26 protein-coding genes, 2 tRNA genes and 1 other RNA gene are annotated in these 24,695 nt (G+C 53.5%); 15 read left to right on the plus strand and 14 right to left on the minus strand.

The features are described from left to right. A tRNA-Asn gene (locus RTU33_RS14075) sits at window positions 1–76 on the minus strand. Window positions 77–406: 330 nt separating this feature from the next. Between RTU33_RS14075 and nac the strand changes: the two genes are divergently transcribed. Both nac and cbl read left to right on the plus strand, forming a co-directional pair. After that, on the plus strand, window positions 407–1,324 hold the full coding sequence (gene nac / locus RTU33_RS14080; RefSeq protein WP_312628146.1) for a nitrogen assimilation transcriptional regulator NAC: 918 nt from the start codon (window positions 407–409) through the stop codon (window positions 1,322–1,324). A gap of 100 nt (window positions 1,325–1,424) precedes the next feature. Further along, the gene (cbl, locus tag RTU33_RS14085; RefSeq protein WP_312628147.1) at window positions 1,425–2,375 is read left to right on the plus strand and encodes an HTH-type transcriptional regulator Cbl; all 951 of its coding nucleotides are present in this window, start codon (window positions 1,425–1,427) and stop codon (window positions 2,373–2,375) included. Between the two features lie 163 nt (window positions 2,376–2,538). On the opposite strand, the gene RTU33_RS14090 is transcribed toward cbl, so the two are convergent. The 3 genes from RTU33_RS14090 to RTU33_RS14100 form a co-directional block, all read right to left on the minus strand. After that, window positions 2,539–3,222, minus strand: coding sequence for an outer membrane beta-barrel protein (locus tag RTU33_RS14090; protein WP_312628148.1), 684 nt, complete (start codon window positions 3,220–3,222; stop codon window positions 2,539–2,541). Between the two features lie 232 nt (window positions 3,223–3,454). Next, a non-coding RNA gene (locus RTU33_RS14095) (RtT sRNA) lies at window positions 3,455–3,591 on the minus strand. Between the two features lie 46 nt (window positions 3,592–3,637). After that, window positions 3,638–3,725, minus strand: a tRNA-Ser gene (locus RTU33_RS14100). A gap of 261 nt (window positions 3,726–3,986) precedes the next feature. Here RTU33_RS14100 and ghrA point away from each other — a divergent pair. The 4 genes from ghrA to RTU33_RS14120 all read left to right on the plus strand — a co-directional run bounded on the left by ghrA (window position 3,987) and on the right by RTU33_RS14120 (window position 6,952). After that, the gene (gene ghrA, locus RTU33_RS14105) at window positions 3,987–4,925 is read left to right on the plus strand and encodes a glyoxylate/hydroxypyruvate reductase GhrA (protein WP_312628150.1); all 939 of its coding nucleotides are present in this window, start codon (window positions 3,987–3,989) and stop codon (window positions 4,923–4,925) included. A 123-nt stretch (window positions 4,926–5,048) separates the two neighbouring features. Next, complete coding sequence (locus RTU33_RS14110; protein ID WP_312628151.1) at window positions 5,049–5,786, plus strand: phosphatase; 738 nt, start codon at window positions 5,049–5,051, stop codon at window positions 5,784–5,786. Window positions 5,787–5,808: 22 nt separating this feature from the next. Next, entirely contained in the window at window positions 5,809–6,363 is a 555-nt protein-coding gene (locus RTU33_RS14115; RefSeq protein WP_312628153.1) for a molecular chaperone, read from the plus strand. Window positions 6,364–6,466: 103 nt separating this feature from the next. Beyond that, window positions 6,467–6,952: a DUF1097 domain-containing protein gene (locus RTU33_RS14120; RefSeq protein WP_312628154.1), complete on the plus strand. Its 486-nt coding sequence runs from the start codon at window positions 6,467–6,469 to the stop codon at window positions 6,950–6,952. Between the two features lie 48 nt (window positions 6,953–7,000). Here the strand turns inward: RTU33_RS14120 and csgG are convergent, their stop codons facing one another. The 4 genes from csgG to csgD are packed head-to-tail and all read right to left on the minus strand — an operon-like array spanning window position 7,001 to window position 9,361. Continuing rightward, the gene (gene csgG, locus RTU33_RS14125) at window positions 7,001–7,834 is read right to left on the minus strand and encodes a curli production assembly/transport protein CsgG (protein ID WP_312628155.1); all 834 of its coding nucleotides are present in this window, start codon (window positions 7,832–7,834) and stop codon (window positions 7,001–7,003) included. Window positions 7,835–7,860: 26 nt separating this feature from the next. Then, window positions 7,861–8,274, minus strand: a complete 414-nt coding sequence (gene csgF / locus RTU33_RS14130; protein ID WP_312628156.1) for a curli production assembly/transport protein CsgF — start codon at window positions 8,272–8,274, stop codon at window positions 7,861–7,863. 20 nt (window positions 8,275–8,294) lie between these two features. After that, on the minus strand, window positions 8,295–8,696 hold the full coding sequence (gene csgE / locus RTU33_RS14135) for a curli production assembly/transport protein CsgE (protein WP_312628158.1): 402 nt from the start codon (window positions 8,694–8,696) through the stop codon (window positions 8,295–8,297). A 17-nt stretch (window positions 8,697–8,713) separates the two neighbouring features. Continuing rightward, on the minus strand, window positions 8,714–9,361 hold the full coding sequence (csgD, locus tag RTU33_RS14140) for a biofilm master transcriptional regulator CsgD (protein ID WP_312628160.1): 648 nt from the start codon (window positions 9,359–9,361) through the stop codon (window positions 8,714–8,716). Window positions 9,362–10,087: 726 nt separating this feature from the next. On the opposite strand from csgD, the gene csgB reads away from it, so the two are divergent. The 5 genes from csgB to RTU33_RS14165 all read left to right on the plus strand — a co-directional run bounded on the left by csgB (window position 10,088) and on the right by RTU33_RS14165 (window position 13,405). Continuing rightward, window positions 10,088–10,546 (plus strand): curli minor subunit CsgB, encoded by a 459-nt coding sequence (gene csgB / locus RTU33_RS14145; protein WP_312628284.1) that lies wholly within the window; start codon window positions 10,088–10,090, stop codon window positions 10,544–10,546. A gap of 51 nt (window positions 10,547–10,597) precedes the next feature. Further along, a complete protein-coding gene (locus tag RTU33_RS14150) occupies window positions 10,598–11,050 on the plus strand; it encodes a curlin (protein WP_312628162.1) in 453 nt (150 codons plus the stop codon). Between the two features lie 59 nt (window positions 11,051–11,109). Next, the gene (gene csgC, locus RTU33_RS14155; protein WP_312628163.1) at window positions 11,110–11,439 is read left to right on the plus strand and encodes a curli assembly chaperone CsgC; all 330 of its coding nucleotides are present in this window, start codon (window positions 11,110–11,112) and stop codon (window positions 11,437–11,439) included. A 155-nt stretch (window positions 11,440–11,594) separates the two neighbouring features. Next, complete coding sequence (locus RTU33_RS14160) at window positions 11,595–11,918, plus strand: type 1 fimbrial protein (RefSeq protein WP_312628164.1); 324 nt, start codon at window positions 11,595–11,597, stop codon at window positions 11,916–11,918. 74 nt (window positions 11,919–11,992) lie between these two features. Continuing rightward, window positions 11,993–13,405: a phospholipase D family protein gene (locus RTU33_RS14165; RefSeq protein ID WP_312628165.1), complete on the plus strand. Its 1,413-nt coding sequence runs from the start codon at window positions 11,993–11,995 to the stop codon at window positions 13,403–13,405. A 31-nt stretch (window positions 13,406–13,436) separates the two neighbouring features. Here the strand turns inward: RTU33_RS14165 and mdoC are convergent, their stop codons facing one another. Next, a complete protein-coding gene (mdoC, locus tag RTU33_RS14170; protein ID WP_312628166.1) occupies window positions 13,437–14,591 on the minus strand; it encodes a glucans biosynthesis protein MdoC in 1,155 nt (384 codons plus the stop codon). Window positions 14,592–14,842: 251 nt separating this feature from the next. On the opposite strand from mdoC, the gene mdoG reads away from it, so the two are divergent. From mdoG to RTU33_RS14185, 3 genes are all read left to right on the plus strand, one after another. Beyond that, window positions 14,843–16,396, plus strand: coding sequence for a glucans biosynthesis protein MdoG (gene mdoG / locus RTU33_RS14175; protein WP_312628167.1), 1,554 nt, complete (start codon window positions 14,843–14,845; stop codon window positions 16,394–16,396). Further along, window positions 16,389–18,917, plus strand: a complete 2,529-nt coding sequence (mdoH, locus tag RTU33_RS14180) for a glucans biosynthesis glucosyltransferase MdoH (RefSeq protein WP_312628168.1) — start codon at window positions 16,389–16,391, stop codon at window positions 18,915–18,917. The genes mdoG and mdoH overlap by 8 nt, the downstream gene beginning before the upstream one ends. 175 nt (window positions 18,918–19,092) lie before the next feature. After that, complete coding sequence (locus RTU33_RS14185) at window positions 19,093–19,320, plus strand: YceK/YidQ family lipoprotein (protein ID WP_312628170.1); 228 nt, start codon at window positions 19,093–19,095, stop codon at window positions 19,318–19,320. Here RTU33_RS14185 and RTU33_RS14190 read toward each other — a convergent pair whose 3' ends face one another. From RTU33_RS14190 to RTU33_RS14200, 3 genes are all read right to left on the minus strand, one after another. Further along, the gene (locus RTU33_RS14190) at window positions 19,321–19,695 is read right to left on the minus strand and encodes a MysB family protein (RefSeq protein WP_312628171.1); all 375 of its coding nucleotides are present in this window, start codon (window positions 19,693–19,695) and stop codon (window positions 19,321–19,323) included. 93 nt (window positions 19,696–19,788) lie between these two features. Next, window positions 19,789–21,042: a multidrug efflux MFS transporter MdtG gene (gene mdtG / locus RTU33_RS14195; protein WP_312628172.1), complete on the minus strand. Its 1,254-nt coding sequence runs from the start codon at window positions 21,040–21,042 to the stop codon at window positions 19,789–19,791. A gap of 163 nt (window positions 21,043–21,205) precedes the next feature. Continuing rightward, on the minus strand, window positions 21,206–22,129 hold the full coding sequence (locus RTU33_RS14200) for a Kdo(2)-lipid IV(A) acyltransferase (RefSeq protein WP_312628174.1): 924 nt from the start codon (window positions 22,127–22,129) through the stop codon (window positions 21,206–21,208). 218 nt (window positions 22,130–22,347) lie between these two features. Between RTU33_RS14200 and RTU33_RS14205 the strand changes: the two genes are divergently transcribed. Then, window positions 22,348–23,406: a rhodanese-related sulfurtransferase gene (locus RTU33_RS14205; RefSeq protein WP_312628176.1), complete on the plus strand. Its 1,059-nt coding sequence runs from the start codon at window positions 22,348–22,350 to the stop codon at window positions 23,404–23,406. Here the strand turns inward: RTU33_RS14205 and RTU33_RS14210 are convergent. Next, window positions 23,400–23,513, minus strand: coding sequence for a DUF2770 family protein (locus RTU33_RS14210; RefSeq protein ID WP_312628285.1), 114 nt, complete (start codon window positions 23,511–23,513; stop codon window positions 23,400–23,402). The two genes, RTU33_RS14205 and RTU33_RS14210, sit on opposite strands and share 7 nt — an antisense overlap. A gap of 51 nt (window positions 23,514–23,564) precedes the next feature. After that, window positions 23,565–24,683 (minus strand): N-methyl-L-tryptophan oxidase, encoded by a 1,119-nt coding sequence (solA, locus tag RTU33_RS14215; RefSeq protein ID WP_312628177.1) that lies wholly within the window; start codon window positions 24,681–24,683, stop codon window positions 23,565–23,567. Window positions 24,684–24,695: the final 12 nt, after the last annotated feature.

Consider the following 24,695-nt stretch of genomic DNA (forward strand, 5'->3'; position numbering starts at 1 on the left):
TGGCTCCTCTGACTGGACTCGAACCAGTGACATACGGATTAACAGTCCGCCGTTCTACCGACTGAACTACAGAGGAATCGTTTGAACGGGGCGAATAGTAGCGATGCTCGCCTGCCATGTCAAAGCCTCTCTTCACCGGATGCGTTCAACTGCTGACAATTTCAGCAAAGTGATGTTGTTTGCTGAAAATAAGCACAGCCCGCACCTTGCTGGTGCAGCGCTCTCCCTGATGGGGCATAGCGCTATCCGCTTATCGGTTACTAAAAGCGCCGATATTATTAGCATCTCTTATTTTGCGGCCTGCGTGGCCGTTTTGTCCGGTTGGTCAAAAACTGGCAAGCATATTGCAACTTCTCCGACAACTGAATCGCCAGCAGTGGCACTGGCATCCCGAACCGGAGGCAAAATGAACTTAAGACGACTGAAGTACTTTGTGAAAATCGTCGATATCGGCAGCCTGACCCAGGCGGCCGAGGTGTTGCACATCGCGCAGCCTGCGTTGAGCCAGCAGGTGGCGACGCTGGAGGGCGAGATGGATCAGCAGCTCCTTATCCGTACTAAGCGGGGCGTGACGCCGACGGAAGCCGGAAAAATTCTTTACACCCATGCGCGTACCATTTTACGCCAGTGTGAACAGGCGCAGATGGCCGTGTGCAATATCGGTCAGACGCTGAGCGGGCAGGTATCGATTGGCCTTGCGCCAGGTACGGCGGCCTCTTCGATCACCATGCCGTTGCTGCAGGCAGTGCGAAATGAATTGCCGGACGTCACCGTCTATTTGCATGAAAATAGCGGCACCGTGCTGAATGACAAACTGCTGAACGGCCAGCTGGATATGGCCGTGCTCTATGAGCGCTCTCCGGTGGCGGGGATCATCAGTCAGCAGCTGCTCAAAGAAGATTTATGGCTGGTAGGTACTCGTGATTGTCCGGGGCAGAGCGTAGATCTGCTGGCGGTGGCGGGAATGAATCTGTTCCTGCCGCGTGACTATAGCGCCGTGCGTGCGCGCGTGGATGAAGCATTTTCCCTGCGCCGCCTGACGGCAAAAATCATCGGTGAAATTGAGTCTATCTCCACGTTGACCGCAGCGATTGCCAGCGGGATGGGCGTGACGGTGTTACCGGAGTCTGCGGCCCGTTCACTCTGCGCCACGGCGAATGGCTGGATGGCGCGGATCACTACGCCGTCAATGAGCCTGCCGCTGTCGCTGAATATGTCGGCGCGCGGGTCATTATCGCCACAGGCTCAGGCGGTGAAAGAGATCCTGCTGTCGCTGGTCAGCCGTCCGTCGCTTGAGAATCGCGAACTGCAGCTGGTCAGCTGATATATATCTGAATGGAATAAGATGCTGGTTTTTATTATTTGTTCGCCAGGGGCCCAGACTCTAACAATAGCGGTATGTCTGAAGGTCCCTGGAGGGAAGGGTGAATTTCCAGCAACTGAAAATTATTCGTGAGGCGGCGCGGCAGGACTACAACCTGACCGAGGTCGCCAATATGCTTTATACCTCGCAGTCTGGCGTCAGCCGCCATATCCGTGAGCTGGAGGAAGAGCTCGGGATTGAAATTTTTATTCGCCGCGGCAAACGCCTGCTGGGGATGACCGAGCCAGGCAAAGCCCTGCTGGTGATTGCAGAGCGCATTCTCAACGAAGCGAGTAATGTTCGTCGTCTCGCCGATCTGTTTACCAATGACGCATCCGGCGTGCTGACGATTGCTACCACGCACACGCAGGCGCGTTACAGCCTCCCGCCCGTTATCAAGGCCTTTCGTGAACTGTTCAAAGACGTTCGTGTGGAGTTAATCCAGGGCACGCCGCAGGAAATTGAAACGCTGCTGCATAACGGCGGGGCGGATATCGGCATCGCCAGCGAGCGTCTGAGCAACGATCCGACGCTGGTGGCTTTCCCCTGGTTTCGCTGGCACCACAATCTGCTGGTGCCCGAGGGGCATCCGCTCTCTCAGACGGTTCCGCTAACGCTGGAGGCCATCGCGCGCTGGCCGTTGATTACCTATCGTCAGGGGATCACCGGACGCTCGCGCATTGATGAAGCTTTTAATCGCAAAGGGCTGGTGGCGGATATTGTGCTGAGCGCCCAGGATTCCGATGTGATCAAAACCTATGTTGAGCTTGGGCTTGGTGTCGGGCTGGTGGCTGAACAGTCCGCTGACGGGCAGGAGTCCGGACGCCTGACGCGGCTGGATACGCATCATCTGTTTGATGCTAATACCGTCTGGTTAGGGCTAAAGCGTGGTCAGCTGCAACGCAACTACGTCTGGCGTTTCCTGGAGCTGTGCAACGCAGGGCTGTCAGTCGATGAGATTAAGCGTCAGGTGATGGAGCCGGAAGAGGCCGCGATTGATTATCAGATTTAAGCTGGATTCGCACCTGGCCCACCACTGGTGAGTTCCGTTTGTTTTTCAGGTCAGGCTGCGTTTTGCTCAGTAGGTATTCATTGACCATGCTGAACGGCTATCCTGCCGTTCAGCTGACCCCTGTGGACATCGCAAAAGGCGATAAAAGCTCACACTTTTCTGATCAGAAGAGGTAGCGAGCGCCGAGGGTGAATTCGCTGGCGGTAAGCCGGGCTTTCATTTGCTCGTCTTTCAGGCCACGCACATTGCTGAAGGTGTTGTAGCCACTTTCGACTTTCCCCATATCGGTATACCGGTAGCCGACGTCAATGCTCAGCCGCTCCAGCGGAGAATAGCTGAAGCCAGCGCCTAATGAATATGCAAGATTGTTTTGCGTGCTGTCGGCATATTCACGTGATGAAACACCCTGCCAGCCGCCAGCTTTGACTTTTGCCACCCCTACGCCAGCTGTTCCAAATACTGAAATGCCATAGCCGAGGTCGTAATCCCGGTACACATTAAACATCAGTCGTTCGGTTTTAAGCTGTAAATGGTTATAGCTACTGGGGAACGTTGTCGAACCGCTGGTGAACTCTGACTTCTGGCGGAAAGTATACTCGCCTTCGGTTCTCCAGCCGTTACCGTACTGGTAGCCTGCCGCCAGGGAAGCGCCATTCAGCCGGTCTTTTTCTTTACCGCCAACAAACTGTCCGACGCCAGGACGGCTGCTGAGGTCCTGATCGCTGGCGTGCTGTTCAGTGGATAAGTACTTCGCTGAAACATAATATCCTTCGTCACTGGTTGCTGCCATAGCATGGTTAGCACAGAGCAACGATGCCAGCGTCAGTAAAGCGATTTTGTTTTTCATCTACATCCCCTTGTTGTCCTGTCACAAATCAGCAGACGATGCTTGCTTATGCGTCAGGAAGTTCTTGATGGGGCATACTAAGAAATTGAACGCGTGGGTGAAATTGGCATGAATACCTGGCTTTCCAGGTATTTTTACTTATCTGGGCGCGCGGCAGAGGCAGGGATAACGACGGAGGCGGTGCCACAGGCGAAAAGAAGCCCGTACTTTCGTACGAGCTCTTCTTCAAATATGGCGGTGAGGGGGGGATTGATTCGCTGCGCTCACCCTTCGGGCAGCCCGTCCGCGAGCGTCCGGTCTGTCCAACGAGCTGAAGCTCGTTGTCGAACCCCGGTCGGGAGTTCTCATCCCCCCTTGTCGGGCAGAAAATACAAATAAAAATGCCCAGCTGTTAACTGGGCACTCTCATTAAATATGGCGGTGAGGGGGGGATTCGAACCCCCGATACGTTGCCGTATACACACTTTCCAGGCGTGCTCCTTCAGCCACTCGGACACCTCACCATATTGTCTTCCCGGCGCTGCCGGGACGGGCGGTAATGTAAGGAAAAGCGGCACTTGCGTCAATCAACTTTTTTGAAAATCCTCCCGATTAGCCAAACTTCCACCAACCTGCTTTCGGAATAACCGCAATCCGCTTTTTTTCTCAGCATCCGCTTTTACACCTGACAGCTTCCTGAAATTTGTTATGCTGACAACCCACTATAAAACAATCAAAAAATGCGCTGGCAGCTGTCAGAAAGGCGCTTTAATAAGGAGTCTGCAATGGAGATCATCTTTTACCATCCCACCTTTGACACCGCATGGTGGATAAACGCTCTGGAGAAAAACCTCCCGGGGGCGAAAGTGCGTGAATGGAAACCGGGCGACAACCGGCATGCTGATTACGCGCTGGTTTGGCATCCTCCAGTGGAAATGCTACAGGGGCGTGACCTGAAAGCTGTCTTTGCGCTTGGCGCGGGCGTGGACTCGATCCTCAGCAAGCTGAAGGCGCATCCGGAGATGCTCCCGCTGTCGATTCCGTTATTCCGCCTCGAAGATACCGGTATGGGGCTGCAAATGCAGGAATATGCCGTCAGCCAGATACTGCACTGGTTCCGTCGCTTTGATGATTATCAGGCGCAAAAGCTCGAAACTCGCTGGGAGCCGCTCCCTGAATATACGCGTGAAGAGTTTACTATTGGTATCATGGGGGCGGGCGTACTTGGCAGCAAAGTTGCTGAAAGTCTGCTGGCGTGGGGCTTCCCGGTGCGCGTCTGGAGTCGCAGCCGTAAAGCGTGGCCAAACGTCACAAGCTTTGCCGGCGCTGGCGAAATGGGCGATTTTTTGCGTGAAACGCGGGTCCTTATCAATCTGCTGCCAAATACGGCGGAAACCGTTGGTATCATTAATCATGCGTTACTTGAGCAACTTCAGGACCGCAGCTATTTGTTGAATCTTGCACGAGGCGTGCATGTTAATGAAGACGATCTGCTGCGAGCGCTGGAGAACAACAAGCTTAAAGGCGCGATGCTGGACGTGTTTAGCCGCGAGCCTCTGCCTGTAGAAAGTCCGCTGTGGCGGCACCCTCGCGTGGCAATGACCCCGCACGTTGCTGCGGTCACACGTCCGCAGGAAGCCATCGCCTATATCAGTAAAACTATCAGCGGACTGGAGCGAGGTGAGGCCGTCACCGGGCAGGTAGACAGAGCCCGTGGATACTGAGTTCAACCCGGCCTGGCCGGGTTTTTCGCTAATAAAGGCCGGGCATTCCTGCTATGCTTGGGCTTAATAAGAAGACCGGGCACTCCTGCTATGCCTGGCCTTAATAAGAGAAAGGAGAATGTGATGTATCCTGTTGACCTGCATATGCACACCGTCGCCAGCACCCACGCTTACAGCACCCTTCATGACTATATTGCCGAAGCCAAACGTAAAGGTATCAAGCTGTTTGCCATCACCGATCATGGCCCGGACATGGCCGATGCGCCGCACTACTGGCACTTCGTGAATATGCGTATCTGGCCGAGAATGGTGGACGGCGTGGGCATTTTACGGGGTATTGAAGCGAACATTAAAAACACCCTGGGCGAAATTGACTGCACGGGACCGATGCTGACGGCGCTTGATTTCATCATTGCGGGCTTCCACGAGCCGGTTTTCCCGCCACAGGATAAAGCCACGCATACCGAAGCGATGATCGCGGCCATCGCCAGCGGTAACGTGCATATGATTAGCCATCCCGGCAACCCGAAATTCCCGATTGATATCCAGGCCGTGGCACAGGCGGCGGCAAAACATCACGTGGCGCTGGAAATCAACAATTCTTCCTTTGTATCTTCCCGCCCGGGCAGTGAAGATAACTGCCGGACCGTAGCGGCCACGGTGCGAGATGCCGGTGGCTGGGTCGCGCTGGGCTCGGATTCCCACACGGCCTTTACGCTGGGTGAATTTACCGAGTGTCGCAAAATTCTTGATGCCGTCGATTTTCCGGAAGACCGAATTCTCAACGTTACACCGCGCCGTTTCCTGAATTTCCTCGAGTCGCGCGGCATGCCGCCGATTAACGAGCTGGCCGAACTTTAATTTTTCTCAATGGAATAACTGAATGAACGAGTTTTCAATCCTCTGCCGCGTGCTGGGCTCTTTATATTATCGTCAGCCGCAGGATCCGCTGTTGGTCCCGCTGTTCACCCTGATTCGTGAGGGCAAACTGGCGGCGAGCTGGCCGCTGGAGCAGGATGAACTGCTGGAGCGTCTGCAAAAGAGCTGCGACATGCAGTCCCTGGCGACGGATTACAACGCCCTGTTTGTCGGCGACGAGTGCAGCGTTTCGCCTTATCGCAGCGCATGGGTCGAAGGCGCAACGGAAGCCGAAGTGCGCAGTTTCCTTTCTTCCCGCGGTATGCCGCTCAGCGATACGCCGGCGGATCATATTGGCACTCTGCTGCTGGCAGCCTCCTGGCTGGAAGACAACGCCGCAGAAGACGAGAGTGAAGCAGTAGACACGCTTTTCTCCGATTACCTGCTGCCGTGGGTCGGTACCTTCCTGGGGAAAGTGGAAGCGCATGCGACCACGCCGTTCTGGCGTACGATGGCGACCCTAACCCGCGAAGCGATCGCCGCGATGTGGGATGAGATCTCTGAAGATACTGAAGAGTAAAGTGTGATTTACATCGCATTGCAAATGTAACGTTACTTTCTGTGTTGCAGATATTGTGCGTCCGATCTCATTTGAATGCGATGCATCTGCTATGATGCGCCGCATGAACATACTCCTCTCTCTTGCACTGACAACAGGCATTCTCTCCGGTCTCTGGGGCTGGGTCGCCGTGTCTCTTGGCCTGCTCAGCTGGGCCGGTTTTCTCGGCTGTACTGCGTACTTCGCGTGCCCGCAAGGTGGGGTGAAAGGCCTGGCTATTGCTTCCGCGACGGTGATGAGCGGCGTGGCGTGGGCGCTGGTGATTATCCACGGTAGCGCGATGGCACCGCATCTGGAGATTCTTGGCTACGTCATGACCGGCGTGGTGGCGTTTCTGATGTGTGTACAGGCGAAACAGGTTCTGCTTTCGTTTGTGCCTGGCACTTTTATCGGCGCCTGCGCGACGTTTGCCGGACAGGGTGACTGGAAGCTGGTGGTGCCATCGCTCGCGGTGGGATTGCTTTTCGGCTACGCCATGAAGAACAGCGGACTGTGGCTGGCGGCGTGGATCGTCAGACGGCAGGCCCCGGATACCACAGTGAAGCAGTAATAAAAAAGCGTAGCTTAAGGGCTACGCTTTTTTTTGCCTGAATCCGAATCAGGATTCCGGAGGGGAGGCCATATCGCGGTATTTCGCGAGAATAGGGTTATTGACGTCGGAGGAACTTTGCAGGTTCCACAATCCGCGTTCGATACCGTCGTTAATCAGGTAAATGACGCCCGTTTCGATCGCTGACATCAGGCACAGCATAACCGGTTCATTCGAGGTATATCCCACTTCACCTTCCAGTAAACGCTGATAATCAATAAAGCGGAAGACGCCGGCCTGAACTTCATAAGACAGTATGGTCTTACTGGTATTCACAGAGGAAAGCACTTCCCCGGTGCTGACGTTAATGACGCGAAGGTTAACGGCAATCTGGTCAAGCTGGTATTGCGTATCGGCACCAATACCGAAATAACGTGCGCCAGCCCCACCGGATTTAACATTACTTTCGTAGCCAATAATCGAGCCTTCAATAATCACGTTCGCCGAGCTTAATGCCTGAAGCGGCGCACGGTTATTTTCCCCTACGTTTCCGTTTTCCTGAGCTGCGCGAATAATTTTGCGTTCATTAAGCAGGTTTTGTAATCCCTGGCGTTCCAGCGGAATAAACCATTTAGAATCTTTTAACGCGGTAACCAACATCGCTGTCGCACTTTGAGGTACGGCCGTGGAGAAGTTACTTGCCGGATAAGGTTTAAACTGCCCGGTTTCATCCTGAATATTGTAGACAGACACATACAGCCTGCCCTGCGGGGCCGGCAGGTGAGTCAGGTCGCGATAGCTCTGTGCCCGCGGTAATAACGTCGGTTTTGCCGCCTCTTTCGGCGGGGCGGTGAGACAGCCACTGAGTAAGATGACCACCAGAAGTACAAATAAACGTTTCATGATTATTTTCCTGTTCGGGTCGGTGACTATTCGTCACTCGCGGTCTGCGTTACCCCGGACACCTGAATCGTCGAGGTTTTCCCGGTACTTCTGTCCGTCACGTTTAACGTGAGCAGGCCATTGCTGTTCTGAATATCAACAATAAAGTCGTTGGTGACGAGCCGCCCGGGCTTCCCGGTCGCGACGTTACCCAGCAGGCCACTCAACAACTGTGACTGGATGGCTGAGGTAAAATTATCCAGCGCCGAGGGGGCCGAATAACCGTAATCATCACCGCCAGGCGCTTTATATGAATTTTGCGCCTGAGCTTCATTCAGCAAAAATGCGCCGTTATTAGGGTTTCCACCAAAGTTCGGGTTGACGAACTGAAAAACCATATTACCGGCCCAACTTGCTGGTGTAATAAATGCGAGCAAAGCGACAGTACAGGCGATACGCATGATTGCCTCCACCCTCTATATTAAAATTCATCGTGTGCCAGATCGTCCGTTTTTAACAAAGACTGGTCGATTTGACGTTTATTGATTGCTTCCTGAGTTATTTGCAGTGCTGCGTCTACGGTCTTGTCAAAATCCCGTTTGATTGGGAATAAAAATGTCTGAAACATAACGTCCTGGTTTACTGTAATGGTTATCCAGCTTCCCCAGCGAGCGCTGGGTCTTTCATTTATGGATAAATTTTCCCGCGTCGTGCTGGCCCATTTATCAGTAAAGGCGCGATAAAAATCATGCCCCACTGACGAAACAGTATGGTCGGCAACGATACCCGGTATTTCTACTTCTCCGACGGCGCGCGAAGCGTGCACGGAGGGCGCAAGCAACAGCAGGTTTGCCGCCGCAAGCCAGCACAGGGAACGTTTCATGGTGTTTGCCTGTTAACTTAACGCCTGAGATTATCGTTGGCCCAGGAGACGGCCTGGGTCCGGTTTTTAACAGCTAACTTCTTGAATAGATTGTACAGATGGGTTTTAACGGTGTTTTCGCTAATAAACAGCGAACGGGCAATTTCCACATTGGAGGCGCCGACCCGCAGTTTATTCAGTATTTCCCGTTCACGTTGCGTAAGCATCGCGCTTTCCGCACTGTTATAACGGTAGTTACCTGAATGTGTAATCAAATAGCTGGCGAGCTTATGCGAAAAATAACATTCGCCATGCATTATCATGTTTAACCCTTCGGTTAAACGTGCTTCTGTTTCATTGTTATAAAAGACGCCGTTGATATGCGGCCAGTTTTCTATATCCTTGAACGGGTACTCCTCCGGGGTATTGAGTAATACAAGTTTCATCCCGTTGTTTTTTCTGCCTAAATTCTCCTGCCAGTGACTAATCAGCCTTTTGTCCGCCTCCATCATATCGAAGATCATGATGCTGTTGGGCACCGTCTCTTCAATAATACGATGAATATTCTGTACTTTTCCTGAAATATCCAACGTTGACTTTAGGTATTGTAATAATGCGCTGGCTTGCAGAGACGGTCTGGTTAAGAGTACGAGCGTACTGCCTAAACGATGGACTTCATTTAACATGATGAAACTCCAATGTTTTATAGCAGCTATCAGTTTCCCCGAAAAATAGGGGTTCCAGAAGTACTGATTAAGGCTGCATTGCTGTGTATACGTTTAAAGTCGAAACCCTAAAGAGGGTAAAATGTCAATAAATCATTATGCGGTACTTCTGATTTCAATCTAGTCATTACTAATTTTTAAGCAAGATCAAACACTGTAACAGGATGTAACCTTGAATATTAAAATGTAAATTGGCGGCTAATTGATCATTTAGAAGTGATGATAAAGTTGTACATAAAAATAATTCCGCATCAGTTTTATAAGTCACACAAAAACTCTATCTTGATGATTTGTATGTAATATATTTTCAATCAATTGAATGTAATCATTCTTTTAATAATGGCGTGATGTGTAACGATTTTAGCTTTATGAAATTTTGGCTAAATGAGATCGCGATCCAGATCGCCGCGCTTGGTTTTTCTGTGGCGTGCTAAACATGTTGATTTTAAAGATTATCTGTTTATTGAGAATGCTTGTGAAAATAAAGCGAAGAATAATTCTATTAAAACACGAGGACATAGCGTAATTCTCATACTTAGGAATGATCCGAAAAAAATAGAATCAACCTTGCGGGTGACACCTTTTAATTTTGGGCCGCAACATACTGTTCATCGTAACGTCGCATTAACAACCATCGCGGCGTTATTTAACAGTAACAGAAGTAGCCAGGATTCAAGCGGGTGGAACATGATGAAGAAAGCGTATTTTCTGTCGTTATCACTGCTGGCGATACCTGGATTTGCAGCTGCATCGGGTTATGATCTGGCCAGCTCAGAATATAATCTGGTCGCCAATGGGCTTAACTCTGACTTCACGAATCAAACCGCTATTGTTGATCAGCGAGGTTATGGGAATGGCGCGAATGCTCAGCAGGACGGCAGTCATCAAATTGCTGTTGTTTCTCAACGAGGTAACAACAACCAATCCGATGTGTCGCAGTCCGGTGGGTACAATCTGGCCTACGTAGATCAGGCCGGAAATAGTAATGATGCAGATATTAGCCAATCAGGCTATGGGAATACCGGCGTTATTATTCAACGAGGTTCAGGTAATCACGCAAGTATTTCACAACAGCAGTCCGTAGGTAGTAAAACAGTTATTGTGCAAAACTCGTCGCAAATGGCCGTACGTGTTATTACACGTTAAGCGACCGCCGGCGAATACTATCAAGCCAATGGGGGTTTTATGAATATTAAAATGTCTATGATTGCAATGGTTCTTGTTTCTGGTGCTGCATTTGCGGGTGGTCCTGGCCATGGCGGCCCTGGCGGTGGTGGCCCATCTTTGCCACAAAACTCCAGCAATGAAACGGTGAATATTTATCAGGCTGGTGGGAATAACGGCGCAAGCGTTGACCAAAGTGCATCTAAATATGCTGATGTGAATATCAGTCAGCAGGGCTTTAACAACCTGGCTACCGCGACCCAAAGCAGTGCCTATAACAGCGACATTAACGTGTCTCAGTCTGGCTTTGGTAACTCTTCCAGCAACTACCAGACGGGTGAAAACTCCACCATTAACGTCTCTCAGAGCAACCTGTTCGGCTGGGGTGGCGGCAACAGCGCCAGCGTAACCCAGACAGCTGACAGCTCTATTGTGAACGTAACCCAGAACGGTTCCGCTAACTGGGCGAACGTTTACCAGCATTAATCTGGCTTTCGAACTATAAAAAAACAGGGCCTGTGCCCTGTTTTTTTTTGGAGAACATCATGAACAGCTTATTGATTGCCGCAGCATTAACCAACAGCATCGTCTTTAACGTCAGCCATCAGGGCGATAACTACATTATTACCCCACAGGTCACCGTTACTCAGCCTTGCCAGTGTCAGGTCAGTATTCAGACTGTTCGTGAAGGCATGGGCGGAACCAGCAACATTCAGCAGAGAAAAAACTTAAGTTTACCCGCCAATCAACCGATAGATGTATCACGTATGCAATTAACTATCTCGCAGAACGACACGGTAAAAGTGGTGGTCACGCTGACGGATGGCCAGTCGTTGAACCTTACGGCGCAATGGCCCACCGCGGAAAGGACCTAGTGAAAAATTAATTTTATGAATGGACTGGTTGGCATAAATTCATAAGGCTGATTACTTTTATGTTAAGGGTTTACGTGTCGTGATGCAGTTCGCACGGGGCAGGGCAACGTGCGCTTACACAGTCTCAGGGACGATTTCATTCTCGGAGCTACGCGATGAAAACCTTAACTCAGCAGTTGTTTTTCGTTGTCTGTTTGTCCTCCGCGCTTTTTGTCGGAGCGGCAATGGCTTCATCTTCTCAGACGCAGGGCGGTGTCATTCATTTTGTCGGCGCGATTGTCGAAGATCCATGTAACATTGGTACCACTTCTCAGCACATCTCCATGAGCTGCTATCGTGATGGTCAGGTCCGGACTTCGACCATTTCATATCAACAGGCCGTTTCGGGCAAACCGGTTAACAACGAAGCGGCTACCGTCAGCATGCGGTATCTCAACTCACAGAAAACCCTCGGTATCGTCACCGTCGATTACCGATAACCTCCTTACCCGTAAGCACTTTCTCCTGCTTCGACTAGACTTGTTGCAGAGTTAACATCCGGCAGGAGAAATGCATGACCCCTCTGTACCGCACGCTGTCTCCCGCTGATACGGTTCTGACAGAATGCTGTGGGATCCATACGCTTGAAGATAGTCTTGAGGCCTTTGCCGCGCGTTATCTGCTGGCGCAGCTGGCCGAACGGACGCTGGATATTCAGTACTATATCTGGGAGGACGATGTCTCCGGACGGCTGCTTTTTGAGGCGCTGCTGGACGCCGCCGGGCGGGATGTGAAGGTTCGCTTGCTGCTGGATGACAATAACACCTCCGGGCTGGATGACATCCTGCTGGCCCTTGACGCCCATCCGAATATAGAAGTGCGGCTGTTCAATCCTTTCTCTTTCCGGACGCTACGGATGCTGGGCTATCTCACCGATTTTGCGCGACTCAATCGCCGGATGCACAACAAAAGTTTTAGCGCGGACTGTGAGGCCACTATCGTGGGCGGCCGAAACGTCGGGGATGCCTATTTTGGCATTGGTGAAGAGCCGTTATTTGCTGACCTGGATGTGCTTGCTACAGGGCACGTTGTCAGGGATGTGGAGCAGGATTTCGAGCGCTACTGGCAGTCGGCGTGCGTCTCGCCGCTAAGGCAGGTGCTGCCAGCGGAAAGTGTCCCGCAGGCTTTACCGCCTTTGAGCGATGAACAACAGGCCGCTGCCGATCGCTATCTCGAGAAAGTGGCAAATACAGAAATCGCCAGGCGGCTGGGTCAGGGCACGCTGCCGTTTATCCGGGCGCGTACCCGTTTGCTCAGTGACGATCCCCGTAAAGGGCAGGGCAAAGCCGCTCCACGGACGCTGCTGGGGGAGCGCCTGCGTAAAGTGATGGGGACACCGCAATCCCATATCGATATTATCTCCGCTTATTTTGTCCCTGGGCGTGCGGGCGTTGCGCAGATCCTTAATCTGACCCGCAAAGGGGTGAAAGTGGCGATCATGACCAATTCGCTGGCGGCAAACGACGTGGCGGTGGTCCATGCGGGCTATGCCCGCTGGCGCAAGAAGTTGCTGCGTCACGGCGTGGAGCTGTACGAAATCAAACCCACGTACCAATCTCGCCCCGAAATCCATGACCGTGGTTTGACCGGGAACTCCGGCTCCAGTCTGCATGCTAAAACATTCAGCGTGGACGGAAAAACCGTGTTTATTGGATCGTTTAATTTCGACCCGCGCTCGGCGTTACTTAACACCGAAATGGGATTGGTTATTGAGAGTGAAAGTCTGGCTCAGCGGATCCATCACCGCTTTTTGCACAGTCAGCTTAATGCCGCCTGGAAGCTGCGACTGACGCGCTGGGGAAAAATTCACTGGGTCGACAGGGAAAACGGAGGAGAGAAGGTGCTGCGTAAAGAGCCGATGGCGACGATATGGCAGCGCCTGCTGGTATTGGTGGCTTATATTCTGCCTGTCGAGTGGCTGCTCTAGCCAGGCTGTGCGAACAGCCTGGCTATGTTTATCACGCGGCCTGCGGCTTGTTTTGCGGCGTCTGCGGTTTACCGGAAAACAGGAAGCGTAGCAGCGGCACGCGTAAATGCAGTTCGTACAGGATGACGGCAATACCAACCACAAACACCAACCCGGTAATAAACCCGAGCAGATTCGAGTGGATCACTGGCGCTATCCACGCCCCGTAGAGCAGCGTCAAGGGATGGTGCACCAGATAGATGAACAGTGAAGCGTTCACGAAGTAGGTCACGCGGGTGGATTTGAAGTTCAGCAGCCGATGGCCAAATGCAAACACCACGTTCACCATCCACAGACCCAGGACCATGGTGATCACGTACTCGGTTTCGTACATCCATGCATCGCCTGAGCCATATTGCTGGTTAAGGCGATAGGCGATAAAGCCAAGGAGTGCGCCTGCCATGCACCATGGTGAAGGGGTGGTAAACAGATCTTTCAGCCGCGGATTAACAAACGCCTGCGCACCGAGAATGAAGAACGGCAGGTAGAACAGGGTTTGCATCACCACAAAGTTGAACATCCCGTCGCTCAGAATTGGCGGGTAAACAAGAAACAGCGTGCGGCGGATGAGGGCATAACAGACGCCCAGCGCAAGGAACAGCCAGCTCAGTTTCCCCATCGTTACGTTATCGAAGAAGGCGACAAGTGAGGCTTTCTGGCGTTTTTTGATCCAGTGGAACAGCGCCAGGCCAAGCGTCGTGAGGACAACCAGCACTAGCAGGAACCAAAGGTGAGAAATCAATTCCCACGCCAGAGTGTTGTATTTCTGATAACCGGTGAGCGTGTGCCAGGACTCCGTCTTTCCCTTGACGTGCTGCAGCATTAAAAACTGCGGCAACGTCAGCAGCGGAATGGCGGTCAGCATCGGGATGCCGACGCGTTCCACGCGCACGGTCCACCATTTCTTCATCGGGTAGCGCAAAAACAGCATGTAGGAAAAATAGCCGGAAATAACGAAGAAGACCTGCATGCGGAAGGAGTGAATAAAGTCGTTGAACAGCGTCAGCCACCACGACGGCTCGACGCTGTTCACGTGCCAGGTGTGGCTGGAATAGATCAGCGAGATATGAAAAGGGATCCCGAGCAGCATCAGCCAGGCGCGGATGGAATCGAGAAAATATTCACGTTGGGTTGGTATAGTATTCATAAAGTCAATGAAATCTCAGACTAATCGTCTTATCGGACAAGGCAGTAACGGCTAAATTCGAGCAACCCTACACGAAGTCCGGGAACCTGTCTTTAAGAGTTGTGCGTAAAAATAAGACAGGTGCGGCAGGTTGTTTAATCCATAGGCCTTTGAGCCGAACAAAATGGGGATTATGTTGTCGGATTGCCTGAGTTTCCAGTAAAATGGATCGGATCGATTTAAGCACACAAAGGGGGAAGTGCTTACTAATTATGAAAAATAAACCACAGATGATGAAACTGCGTTGGTTAGGCGCAGCCGTAATGTTGTCCCTGTGTACTTCATCTGCATGGGCGTTCAGTATTGATGATGTCGCGAAGGAAGCGAAATCACTCGCCGGCAAGGGCTACGAAGCCCCAAAAAGTAACCTGCCCTCTGTTTTCCGCGACATGAAATACGCGGACTATCAGCAAATTCAGTTCAACCACGATAAAGCGTACTGGAGCAAGGTTAAGACACCGTTCAAGCTCGAGTTCTATCATCAGGGAATGTATTTCGATACCCCGGTTACCATCAACGAAGTGACGGCGACCACGGTTAAAAAAATCAAATACAGCCCGGATTACTTCAATTTTGGCAACGTCCAGCACGATAAAGACACCGTCAAGGATCTGGGTTTTGCCGGCTTTAAAGTGCTCTATCCGATCAACAGCAAAGATAAAAACGACGAAATCGTCAGCATGCTCGGAGCCAGCTATTTCCGCGTTCTCGGTCAGGGGCAGACCTATGGTTTGTCCGCCCGCGGCCTTGCGATCGACACCGCTTTGCCGTCCGGCGAAGAGTTCCCGCGTTTTCGCACGTTCTGGATTGAGCGTCCAAAACCAACCGATAAACGCCTGACTATTTATGCACTGCTGGACTCCCCGCGTGCGACCGGCGCGTACCGCTTCGTGGTGATTCCGGGCCGTGACACCGTGGTGGACGTACAGTCCAAAGTTTACCTGCGCGATAAAGTCGGCAAACTGGGCGTCGCCCCGCTGACCAGCATGTTCCTGTTCGGGCCGAATCAGCCATCACCAACCACCAATTTCCGTCCGGAGCTGCACGACTCCAACGGCCTGTCGATTCTCGCGGGGAACGGCGAATGGATCTGGCGTCCGCTGAACAACCCGAAACATCTGGCCATCAGCAGCTATGCGACCGAAAACCCGCAAGGCTTTGGCCTGCTGCAGCGCGGCCGCCAGTTCTCTCGTTATGAAGATCTGGACGACCGTTACGACCTGCGCCCAAGCGCGTGGATCACGCCGAAAGGGGACTGGGGCAAAGGTAAAGTTGAGCTGGTAGAAATTCCTACCAACGACGAAACCAACGACAACATCGTCGCTTACTGGACGCCGGATCAGCTGCCGGACGCCGGGAAAGAGATGAACTACAGCTACAGCATCACCTTCACCCGTGACGAGGACAAACTGCACGCGCCGGACAGCGCCTATGTAATGCAGACCCGTCGTTCAACGGGGGATGTGAAGCAGTCGAACCTGATCCGCCAGCCTGACGGTACCATCGCGTTCGTGGTTGATTTCACCGGTGCGGAAATGAAAAAAATGCCGCAGGACACCGCAGTAACGGCTCAGACCAGCATTGGTGACAATGGGGAAATCGTGGACAGCAACGTTCGCTACAACCCGGTAACCAAAGGCTGGCGCCTGACGATGCGCGTGAAAGTCAAAGACGTGAAGAAAACGACCGACATGCGTGCGGCGCTGGTCAATGGCGACCAGACGCTGAGTGAAACCTGGAGCTATCAGCTACCTGCCAATGAATAAGATAACCGAGTATATCAATGCAATGCCGCTCTCAGACGCTGAGAAAGCGGCACTGCCGACCACCGATTTTCGTGCTCTGCACGAGGCGCTGGATACGGACCATACCTCGATTGCGCGTGAAGATGATTCGCCGCTTGGCTCCGTAAAAGCGCGTCTTGAGCAGGCGTGGCCGGACTCACTCGCGGACGGGCAGCTTGTCAAAGATGACGAAGGGCGCACGCAGCTTGAAGCGATGCCGAAAGCGACTCGCTCTTCCATGTTCCCCGATCCGTGGCGTACCAACCCGATTGGCCGCTTCTGGGACAGAATGCTGGGGCGCGACGTACAGCCGCGCTACCTGGCCCGTCTGACTCAGGAAGAGCGTGAGCGTGAAGCCAAATGGCGTACCGTCGGGACCATCCGTCGTTACATCCTGCTGCTGCTGACTCTGGCTCAAACCGTCGTCGCGACCTGGTACATGAAAACTATTCTGCCGTACCAGGGCTGGGCGCTGGTGAACCCGCTGGACATGCGCGGGCAGGATCTGTGGGTATCCTTTATGCAGCTGCTGCCTTACGTGCTGCAAACGGGGATCCTGATTCTGTTTGCCGTGCTGTTCTGCTGGGTTTCTGCCGGGTTCTGGACGGCGCTGATGGGCTTCCTGCAGTTGCTCATCGGGCGCGATAAATACAGTATTTCCGCCTCCACCGTGGGTGATGAAGCGTTAAATCCTGAGCATCGCACCGCGCTTATCATGCCAATCTGTAATGAAGACGTTGACCGCGTATTCGCGGGTCTGCGTGCCACCTGGGAATCGGTGAAAGCGACCGGCAACAAGGAGCACTTTGACGTCTACATTCTGAGCGACAGCTACGATCCGGATATCTGTATGCGTGAGCAGAAAGCCTGGATGGAGCTGATTGCTGAAGTGCAGGGCGAAGGGCAGATTTTCTACCGTCGTCGTCGTCGTCGCGTGAAGCGTAAAAGCGGCAACATCGATGACTTCTGCCGCCGCTGGGGCAACCAGTACAGCTACATGGTGGTGCTGGATGCAGATTCCGTGATGTCGGGCGACTGCCTGTGCGGCCTCGTGCGTCTGATGGAAGCCAACCCCAATGCCGGGATCATTCAGTCTTCGCCGAAAGCGTCCGGTATGGACACGCTGTATGCGCGCTGCCAGCAGTTCGCGACGCGCGTTTATGGTCCGCTGTTCACCGCCGGTCTGCACTTCTGGCAGCTGGGGGAATCCCACTACTGGGGCCATAACGCGATTATCCGCGTGAAGCCGTTTATCGAGCACTGTGCGCTGGCACCGCTGCCGGGTGAGGGTAACTTCGCGGGTTCTATTCTGTCGCACGACTTTGTTGAAGCCGCGCTGATGCGCCGTGCAGGCTGGGGTGTCTGGATTGCCTACGATCTGCCGGGATCTTATGAAGAGCTGCCGCCGAACCTGCTGGATGAGCTGAAGCGTGACCGCCGCTGGTGTCAGGGGAACCTGATGAACTTCCGTCTGTTCCTCGTGAAGGGGATGCACCCGGTTCACCGTGCGGTGTTCCTGACGGGGGTCATGTCTTATCTCTCTGCGCCGCTGTGGTTTATGTTCCTGGCATTGTCGACTGCGCTGCAGGTGGTGCATGCGCTGACTGAACCGCAGTACTTCCTGCAGCCGCGACAGCTGTTCCCGGTGTGGCCGCAGTGGCGCCCGGAGCTGGCGATTACGCTGTTTGCCTCAACCATGGTGCTGCTGTTCCTGCCTAAGCTACTGAGCATTATTCTTATCTGGTGCAAAGGTCCGAAAGAGTACGGTGGTTTCTTCCGCGTAACCCTTTCTCTTCTGCTGGAAGTGCTGTTCTCCGTGCTGCTGGCGCCGGTGCGCATGCTGTTCCATACCGTGTTTGTGGTCAGCGCATTCCTTGGTTGGGAAGTAGTCTGGAATTCGCCGCAGCGTGACGATGACTCCACGCCGTGGAGCGAAGCGTTTATGCGCCACGGTTCTCAGCTCCTGCTCGGTCTGGTCTGGGCGGCAGGAATGGCGTGGCTCGATTTGCGTTTCCTGTTCTGGCTGGCGCCGATCGTCTTCTCGCTGATCCTCTCTCCGTTCGTGTCGGCGATTTCCAGCCGCTCAACGGTTGGGTTGCGAAGCAAGCGTGCGAAGCTGTTCCTGATCCCGGAAGAGTACGACACGCCGCAGGTGCTGAAGGATACCGACAGCTTCGTGGAGCTCAACCGCGCTCGTTCGCTGGATGACGGCTTCATGCACGCGGTCTTCAACCCGTCGTTTAACGCCCTGGCTACCGCCATGGCAACGGCGCGTCACCGCGAAAGTAAGGTGCTCGAGATTGCCCGCGATCGTCACGTTGAACAGGCGTTGAACGACACGCCGGACAAGCTGAGCCGCGATCGTCGTCTGGTGCTGCTGAGCGACCCGATGACCATGGCGCGCCTGCATTACCGCGTCTGGTCATCGCCGGAGAAATATTCCTCTTGGGTAAGCCATTACGAGACCATCGCTATGAACCCATTGGCGTTGAAGACAAAGTAATGTCAGAAGAAATTGGCCGGTGGCGCATGCTTACCGGGCCTGCAAAACGTCATGAATCTGTGATTTTGTAGGCCTGATAAGCGAAGCGCCATCAGACAATGAAGACATTTATCCGTGCCTGATACCGGTCAAATGACCGGTATTTTTCTGTCAGATGTTTGAGTGGAGAAATCCGGTGAAAATAATCGTAGTTTGCCTGATGGCCATGCTACTGAGCGGCTGTGGCAGTATTATTAGCCGGACAATCCCGGGGCAGGGGCACGGCAATCAGTATTATCCCGGCGTGCAGTGGGACGTCCGTGATTCGGCCTGGCGCTATATCACGATCCTCGATCTGCCGTTTTCTCTGGTGTTCGACACGCTGCTGTTGCCGATTGACGTCCACCACGGCCCCTACGAGTAATCAGCGCTCATCCCATTCGTCGGCTGCCGTCTGGCCCTCTTCGGTATCCAGCGGTGGCTCAAGCTGAAACTCGCCCTCATCCCATTCGTGCAGCGTGTTCTCCTCAATCCACTCCTGGGTCAACTCAATTTCGTCGAAATCACCGTCGAACACGCTTTGCGCACCTTCACCGCTGATCATCGGCAGGCATTCACCTTCTTCCCCTTCGTCGGCAAAAAACTCCGCCTGCCACATGATGTCACCATCCTGAAGAATGTATTTCTGGAGGTTCAGCTGTTGAACGGAAATATCACCTTCTCCGGCATCAGGGCTGTTGGCGATAAACTCTTCGCGTGCCGCATCAATAGCTTCGTCGAGCGTGGCGTACATGGTCATCTCATTCTCCCTGCAGGTTGACGTGGTTTTCAGGAAAGAATAGACGAAGATTCGGTTGTGCAAGGACGATGAATGAAAAATCATCCGGATGGATTAACTGGCCGTCTGACGCTCTTCGTCATTTTCCGCAGAAGAAGGCAGCGTCTGCCGTGTACGTCGCAGGCTGAGGCCGGTATAGATAGCGTTAAATAGCACTACGCTCGCCGTGACGAAAAATACCGTGCGAAAACCGAAGCTCGCAGAGACAGAGGCGCCAATCAGCGGTCCGGTGACGTTGCCGATATCGCGAAACGACTGGTTATAGCTGAAGATGCGTCCGGCAATCTGGTTGGTGGAGTTGTAAACCAGCAGCGTCTGAACGGCAGGAAGCAGCGCGCCATCGGCTGCGCCAAGCAGGAAACGCAGGAGACCGAGCTGCCACGGTGACTGGACGAACGCCATCGGGATCAGCAGCAGAACGGAAATCACCAGCGCGGCAATCAGGATCTTCTCCGGGCCGATTCTGTCGCCGAGTTTGCCCAGCCGTGGGGCACTCATCAGCGCCGCGACGCCGGGCACTGAGGCAATCATTCCGCTGATAAAAGCAATGTTGCTGACGTTGCCCGCCAGCTCGCGGACGTAGAGCGTTAAAATGGGCGCAATGGATCCAGTCGCAACCTGAATAATCAGCGTGGTGATAAACAGGCTCAGCACCAGCTTCGGGCTTTTCAGCGAGGCAATAACGTCTTTTGCGTGCAGCATCTCTTTTTTCGGTACCGGCTCGAACTGCTCGCGAATCAAAAACAGCGTCAGTACAAAGCACAGAAACAGGACGCTTGCGGTCATAAAGAATACGGGACGCAGGCCGTAGCTGTCTGCCAGCAGCCCGCCCGCCAGAGGGCCTAACAGCGCGCCGCTAACCGCTCCCGTAGAAAGTGTACCGAGCGCCCAGCCACTTTTATGGCGAGGGATTTGCGTGGCAATAAGCGCGTTGGCGTTGGGTACAAAGCCGCCGAGCAGTCCCAGCAGCGCCCGCAGCAGCAAAAATTGCCAGATGTTCTGCGCAAGCCCCATCAGCACCATCACAATCGACATCCCAAGAGCGGAGCGCAGCAGCATGATTTTGCGGCCTTTACGATCCGCAAGGCCGCCCCAGAAGGGAGAGGCAATTGCCGAAAACAGGAAGGTAATGCTGAAGACCAGTCCTGACCACAGATTCAGTTCGCTATGGCCCGTAATGCCAAGCTGTTCAACGTAAAGCGGCAGAAAAGGCATTACCAGGCTGAATGCGGCGCCGGTGAGAAAGCAGCCAATCCAGGCAATAGTGAGATTCCGCTTCCAGCTAATGGGGACATCTGAGGAGAGCATAAATTAATCAGTAATGAGGTAATAAGCAGGCTAATTATGCGCCTGCTAAATCATGACTGCAATCAACGAAACAGAGCAGGAAGAGAAAATATAGCGATAGTTGTCGATCAGAAGAGGTATGCCGGGCGAGCCTGCGCTGCCCGGAAGAGTAACACTGAGGAAATCAGTAGCGGGAAGGCACGCCTTCAGGCCGGGTTTTAAAGCGGCGATGCAGCCACATGTATTGTTCCGGTGCCATCAGAATGCATTGTTCGACCACTTTGTTCATCCATGCGGCGGTCGTTTCGGCATCGTCGAGCGGAGGCGAGCACTCTGGCTCAAGAATAATCAGCTCATAGCCTTTGCCGTCCGGCTTGCGGCGCGGCACAAACGGCACGATGCAGGCTTTGGACATGCGCGTCAGGGTGTAGGTACCTGAAGTGGTTGCAGCCTGGTCGACGCCAAAAAGCGGCACAAATACGCTGCCCTGCGGACCGTAGTCATGATCGGGTGCATACCAGATAACGTCGCCGTTTTTCAGCGCGCGGATCATGCCTTTCAAATCTTTGCGATCGAGCATGTCTTTGTTGGAGCGCATACGTCCCCAGGTCTGCACCAGGTCAATAACCGGGTTGTCGTTAGGGCGGTAGACGCCAATGCCCGGTGAAGCGTGCAGGCCAAACATGCGGGCGCCGATTTCCAGCGTCAGGAAGTGGATGCCGATCAGCAGAATGCCTTTTTTCTCGGCTTCCAGCGCATGGATGTACTCCACGCCGGTTGCTTCGCTCCAGCGTGCCATGCGCTTATCGGACCAGAACCACGCCATGCCGGTTTCCATCAGGCCCATGCCGACGGATTCGAAGTTTTTCACGACCCACTGATGGCGCTTTTTTTCGTCCATATCTGGAAAACAAAGTTCCAGATTACGGTAGGCAATGCGCGCGCGCCGCTTCATAAAACGCAGCGCCAGACGGCCCAGAGAGTTGCCAAGACGGTACAGCAGAGGGTAAGGAAGCTGAACCACCAGCCATAAAGCACCAATGCCCAGCCAGCTCAGCCAATGGCGAGGGTGAAGCAGCGCAGCAGAAAATTTCGGTAAATGCGTCATTTGTTTCCTGTTCTTTTTGACAACCGGTTCTATTATCGCATTTTTTTGCCCCTCACCCAAACCAGGTCGGATACGAGGCGGTTTTTCCGGCAGTTGTTATTTAATCTGATTATTTGAGGTGAGGGAAATGTAGCGCAAAATGTGGGGATGTAAATTCGCAGCGCATGCTATATGATGCGGGCCGCGAATTTTCTCATCGATAATGCAGGAACCACACCATGCCAGTGTTGCATAACCGCATCTCGAATGAGCAACTGAAAGCGCAGCTGATGGCCGAAACCGAGCCGCGCACCACAGTCTCATTCTATAAATATTTCACCATTGCTGACCCACAATCGACCCGCGATGCGCTTTATCAGGCGCTCTCTGCGCTGAGCGTGTTTGGCCGGGTCTATCTGGCTCATGAAGGCATTAACGCGCAAATCAGCGTTCCGCAAAGCAAATTTGAGGCGTTTCGTGAACGGCTTTACGCCTTCGATCCGGCGCTGAACAACCTGCGTCTTAACGTTGCCCTCGACGACGATGGAAAGTCCTTTTGGGTGCTGCGCATGAAAGTGCGTGAACGCATCGTGGCAGACGGCATTGATGACCCAACCTTTGACGCAAGCGACGTCGGCGACTATCTGAAGGCGGCGGAAGTCAACGCCATGCTTGACGATCCGGATGCGGTCTTTATCGATATGCGTAACCATTACGAATATGAAGTAGGCCACTTTGAGAACGCGCTGGAAATTCCCGCCGACACGTTCCGCGATCAGTTGCCAAAAGCTGTCGAAATGATGGAAGAGTATCGCGATAAAAAAATCGTCATGTACTGCACCGGCGGGATCCGCTGCGAGAAGGCCAGCGCGTTTATGAAGCACAAAGGCTTCAGCAAAGTCTGGCATATTGAGGGGGGGATCATCGAATATGCCCGACGCGCGCGTGAACAGGGCCTGCCGGTACGCTTTATCGGCAAAAACTTTGTCTTCGATGAACGCATGGGCGAGCGTATTTCCGACGACGTTATTGCTCACTGCCATCAGTGCGGTACGCCGTGCGATACGCACACCAACTGCCTGAACGACGGTTGTCACCTGTTGTTCATTCAGTGTCCGGCGTGTGCTGAGAAGTACAGTGGTTGCTGTAGCGATCTCTGTCAGGAAGAGCGGGCGCTACCAGAGGAAGAGCAGCGCCGCCGCCGTGCCGGACGCGAAAACGGCAATAAGATTTTCAATAAATCGCGCGGGCGGCTGAATACGAAACTGGGCATTCCTGACCCGAGTAAAGGTCAGTAAAAAAAGATGTAAACCAGATCGATGACGGCCAGCAGCAGCCACAGAACAATCCATACCACGAAGTGTTCGCGGATGTTGTTCACCAGATAATGATATGCACGTTGCAGCATTGTGTTGTTACCAGAAGCCCGGCCATGCGCCGGGCTTTTTGCTGTCTGTCAGCGATTGAAGCGCGACAGGCTAAAGGGCGAAAGATCGAATGCCGCCGTTTTGCCCTGGGCAAAGTCAGCGGCAATTTCACCTAAAACCGGAGCGAACTTAAAGCCGTGTCCGCTGAGCCCGGTGATGACAAGTGTCGATGGCTGGCCGGGCAGGGTATCAATAATGAAATCTTCGTCTGGCGAGTTGTCGTAGGTACAGGCGGCACCGTGAAGGCAGCCGCCGATGCCTGGCAGAACTGTGCGCAGGAAGTTAAATGCTTCCGAGCCGTCCGTTGCCACTGCACCAAACGGTTTGCGCTCCTCTGCAGAGGTGATGGGCTGCCCGCCGTTATGCTTGCCGATTTTCAACTCGTTATCGTCTGCCGGGAAGCCGTAATAGTGATCGCCGTTCGGCAGTTCGCCGGTAAACGCCGGAAAGTTGTTTTTCCGGCTGTAACGGCCATCGGCCTGGAACCACGCAAACACTTTACGTACCGGCTGGACAGGGAGGTCCGGCAGCAGCTTTGTTGCCCATGTTCCGGCGCTGACCAGCAGGCGTTTTCCCGTATAGCTCCCTTCCGCTGTTTCTACCGTGACGCCGTCGGCATGATGCTTTATGGCCGTCACCGGGCAATTAAAGAGCTGCGCACAGCCTGCTTCCCGGGCGAGTTCCACCCAGGCTTTTACCGCCAGTTCGCTGCGCAATACGCCGGAGGCCGGTTCAAACAGGCCGATGTAATCCTCAGGCACGCGAATTTCAGGCCAACGGGCCATCAGCGCCGTGGCGTCCAGCTTTTCAACGTTCAGGCCGAACTGGCGGGCGCTGTGCTCAACGTTTGCCAGGAAAGCAGAGTGCGCCGGACCGAGGTTGATGACGCCGGTCTTTTCGAAAATCTCTTCGCCGCTGATTTCAGCCAGCTCATCCCACAGCGTCTGTGCCCGCAGTACCAGCGGAACATATTTTTCGCCCTCGCCATAGGCATGACGAATCAGTCGTGTGTCGCCATGATGGCTGCCTTCAGCATGCGGTGGCAGATGGGCATCGGTCATCAGAACCGACAGCCCCGCGCGGGCCGCATAAAAACCTGCGGCGGCACCGACAGAACCGCTGCCGATAATAATTAGATCGTAGTTCATGCGTATCTCTCA

The organism is Scandinavium sp. (assembly GCF_032012665.1).
Lineage (GTDB): Bacteria > Pseudomonadota > Gammaproteobacteria > Enterobacterales > Enterobacteriaceae > Scandinavium.

Excerpts from the sequence above, each read along its gene's own strand:
- RTU33_RS14150 (WP_312628162.1), top strand. The coding sequence starts at position 10,598 with ATGTCTATGATTGCAATGGTTCTTGTTTCTGGTGCTGCATTTGCGGGT.
- nac (WP_312628146.1), top strand. The coding sequence starts at position 407 with ATGAACTTAAGACGACTGAAGTACTTTGTGAAAATCGTCGATATCGGC.
- csgF (WP_312628156.1), bottom strand. The coding sequence starts at position 8,274 with ATGCGTATCGCCTGTACTGTCGCTTTGCTCGCATTTATTACACCAGCA.
- csgE (WP_312628158.1), bottom strand. The coding sequence starts at position 8,696 with ATGAAACGTTCCCTGTGCTGGCTTGCGGCGGCAAACCTGCTGTTGCTT.
- RTU33_RS14190 (WP_312628171.1), bottom strand. The coding sequence starts at position 19,695 with ATGACCATGTACGCCACGCTCGACGAAGCTATTGATGCGGCACGCGAA.
- mdoG (WP_312628167.1), top strand. The coding sequence starts at position 14,843 with ATGAAAAATAAACCACAGATGATGAAACTGCGTTGGTTAGGCGCAGCC.
- RTU33_RS14200 (WP_312628174.1), bottom strand. The coding sequence starts at position 22,129 with ATGACGCATTTACCGAAATTTTCTGCTGCGCTGCTTCACCCTCGCCAT.
- solA (WP_312628177.1), bottom strand. The coding sequence starts at position 24,683 with ATGAACTACGATCTAATTATTATCGGCAGCGGTTCTGTCGGTGCCGCC.
- RTU33_RS14120 (WP_312628154.1), top strand. The coding sequence starts at position 6,467 with ATGAACATACTCCTCTCTCTTGCACTGACAACAGGCATTCTCTCCGGT.
- RTU33_RS14165 (WP_312628165.1), top strand. The coding sequence starts at position 11,993 with ATGACCCCTCTGTACCGCACGCTGTCTCCCGCTGATACGGTTCTGACA.
- RTU33_RS14090 (WP_312628148.1), bottom strand. The coding sequence starts at position 3,222 with ATGAAAAACAAAATCGCTTTACTGACGCTGGCATCGTTGCTCTGTGCT.
- mdtG (WP_312628172.1), bottom strand. The coding sequence starts at position 21,042 with ATGCTCTCCTCAGATGTCCCCATTAGCTGGAAGCGGAATCTCACTATT.
- RTU33_RS14160 (WP_312628164.1), top strand. The coding sequence starts at position 11,595 with ATGAAAACCTTAACTCAGCAGTTGTTTTTCGTTGTCTGTTTGTCCTCC.
- mdoC (WP_312628166.1), bottom strand. The coding sequence starts at position 14,591 with ATGAATACTATACCAACCCAACGTGAATATTTTCTCGATTCCATCCGC.
- RTU33_RS14205 (WP_312628176.1), top strand. The coding sequence starts at position 22,348 with ATGCCAGTGTTGCATAACCGCATCTCGAATGAGCAACTGAAAGCGCAG.
- RTU33_RS14115 (WP_312628153.1), top strand. The coding sequence starts at position 5,809 with ATGAACGAGTTTTCAATCCTCTGCCGCGTGCTGGGCTCTTTATATTAT.
- csgD (WP_312628160.1), bottom strand. The coding sequence starts at position 9,361 with ATGTTAAATGAAGTCCATCGTTTAGGCAGTACGCTCGTACTCTTAACC.
- csgB (WP_312628284.1), top strand. The coding sequence starts at position 10,088 with ATGATGAAGAAAGCGTATTTTCTGTCGTTATCACTGCTGGCGATACCT.
- mdoH (WP_312628168.1), top strand. The coding sequence starts at position 16,389 with ATGAATAAGATAACCGAGTATATCAATGCAATGCCGCTCTCAGACGCT.
- csgC (WP_312628163.1), top strand. The coding sequence starts at position 11,110 with ATGAACAGCTTATTGATTGCCGCAGCATTAACCAACAGCATCGTCTTT.
- RTU33_RS14110 (WP_312628151.1), top strand. The coding sequence starts at position 5,049 with ATGTATCCTGTTGACCTGCATATGCACACCGTCGCCAGCACCCACGCT.
- ghrA (WP_312628150.1), top strand. The coding sequence starts at position 3,987 with ATGGAGATCATCTTTTACCATCCCACCTTTGACACCGCATGGTGGATA.
- csgG (WP_312628155.1), bottom strand. The coding sequence starts at position 7,834 with ATGAAACGTTTATTTGTACTTCTGGTGGTCATCTTACTCAGTGGCTGT.